At 76.6% G+C, this 1788-nt stretch carries 2 protein-coding genes; both read left to right on the top strand.

Annotated elements, in window-relative coordinates; genetic code table 11:
- Positions 1-85 precede the first annotated feature (85 nt).
- Positions 86-1012, top strand: a complete 927-nt coding sequence (locus tag AC5FZL_RS16635) for an LLM class F420-dependent oxidoreductase (RefSeq protein ID WP_493619986.1) — start codon at positions 86-88, stop codon at positions 1010-1012.
- Positions 1013-1105: 93 nt separating this feature from the next.
- Positions 1106-1756, top strand: a complete 651-nt coding sequence (locus AC5FZL_RS16640) for an ABC transporter ATP-binding protein (protein ID WP_493619987.1) — start codon at positions 1106-1108, stop codon at positions 1754-1756.
- The last annotated feature ends 32 nt before the right edge of the window (positions 1757-1788 follow it).

Raw genomic sequence — 1788 nt, forward strand, 5'->3', positions numbered from 1 at the left:
CCGCTGGTGGCGGCGCTGGCTGGGGCGCTGGCTGGGGCGCTGGCTGCGTGTGCGGCGCGCCGGGCGTGCTGGCTAGGGTCGCCGCGTGGACCTCCGGATCTTCACCGAGCCCCAGCAGGGCGCCACCTACGACGACCTGCTCGCGGTCGCGCGCACGGCCGAGGACGCCGGCTACGACGCCTTCTTCCGCTCCGACCACTACCTGGCGATGGGTGGGGACGGGCTGCCCGGCCCCACCGACGCGTGGACGACGCTCGCCGGCCTGGCGCGCGAGACCTCGCGGATCCGCCTCGGCACCCTCGTCACCTCGGCCACCTTCCGGCTGCCCGGCGTCCTGGCGATCCAGGCCGCCCAGGTCGACCAGATGTCGGGCGGGCGCCTGGAGGTCGGGCTCGGCGCCGGGTGGTTCGAGGCGGAGCACGCCGCCTACGGCATCCCGTTCCCGGCGGTCGGTGAGCGCTTCGACCGGCTCGAGGAGCAGCTGGCGATCCTCACCGGCCTGTGGTCGACGCCGGCCGGGCAGACCTTCGACTTCGCGGGGCGGCACTACGTGCTCCAGGGCTCCCCGGCGCTGCCCAAGCCCGTGCAGTCGCCGCTGCCGCTGGTCATGGGCGGCATGGGCAAGCGCCGCACCCCCGAGCTCGCCGCCCGGTACGCCAGCGAGTTCAACCTGCCGTTCGTGCCGGTGGAGGACGTGCGCGCCCAGTACGGGCGGGTGCGCGCCGCGTGCGAGGCGGTCGGCCGCGACGCCGCCGACCTCACCTGGTCGGCCGCCCTCATCGTCTGCGTGGGCGGCGACGAGGCCGAGGTGGCCCGCCGGGCGGCCGCGATCGGCCGCGAGCCCGACGAGCTGCGCCGCAACGGCCTCGCCGGCTCCCCGGCCGAGGTCGTGGAGAAGATCGGCACCTACGCCGAGGCCGGCGTCCAGCGCCTGTACCTGCAGGTGATGGACCTGTCCGACCTCGCGCACCTGGAGCTCATCGCCGCCGACGTGGTGCCCCAGCTCACCTGATCCGACCGCGGATGCTGCCGCGCACCCAACCCCGGAGGGCCCTCGCGTCGTCTTCCCGGTGGGGGCGCTGGAGCCAGCGCCGGAGGAGGACCGGTGCGCACCATCAGCGAGAGCACGGCCGTCGCCGTGGTCAGGGGAGTCACCCACTGGCACGGCGGCGGCCGGGAGCCCGTGGCCGTGCTGCACGACGTCGGCCTGAGCGTGCCTGCCGGCGAGCTGCTCGTGCTCGCGGGGCGGTCCGGCTCGGGCAAGTCGACCCTGTGCCACCTGCTGGCCGGCATCTCCGCGCCGGCGTCCGGCGAGGTGCTGGTCGACGGAGCCCCGGCGGCCGACGTGCGCGACTGGACGCGGATCACCGTCCTGCCGCAGCGCCTGGGGCTGGTGGAGGAGCTGTCCGTGGCCGAGAACGTGGCCTGGCCGTGCCGGCTTGCCGGCGTCCCGGTGCCCGCGGACCTGCTCGGCGCGCTGGCCCTGGACGCCGTGGCCAGCCGCCCGGTGCACCAGACGTCCCTGGGGGAGCAGCAGCGCACCGGGCTGGCCCGGGCGCTGGCGACCCGCCCGCGCCTCGCCGTCCTCGACGAGCCGACCGGCCACCAGGACGACGCCAACGTCGACCGCGTGCTCGCCGTGCTCGCCGGCGCCGCCCGCAGCGGCACGGCGCTGGTGGTGGCGACCCACGACGAGCGCGTGATCGACGTCGCCGACCGGGTGGTCCGCCTCCGCGGCGGTCGGGTGGAGGCGTGAACCCCCCGGACGCGCTCCCGGACGCGGTGCAC

This window comes from Quadrisphaera sp. DVD1 (assembly GCF_058932755.1).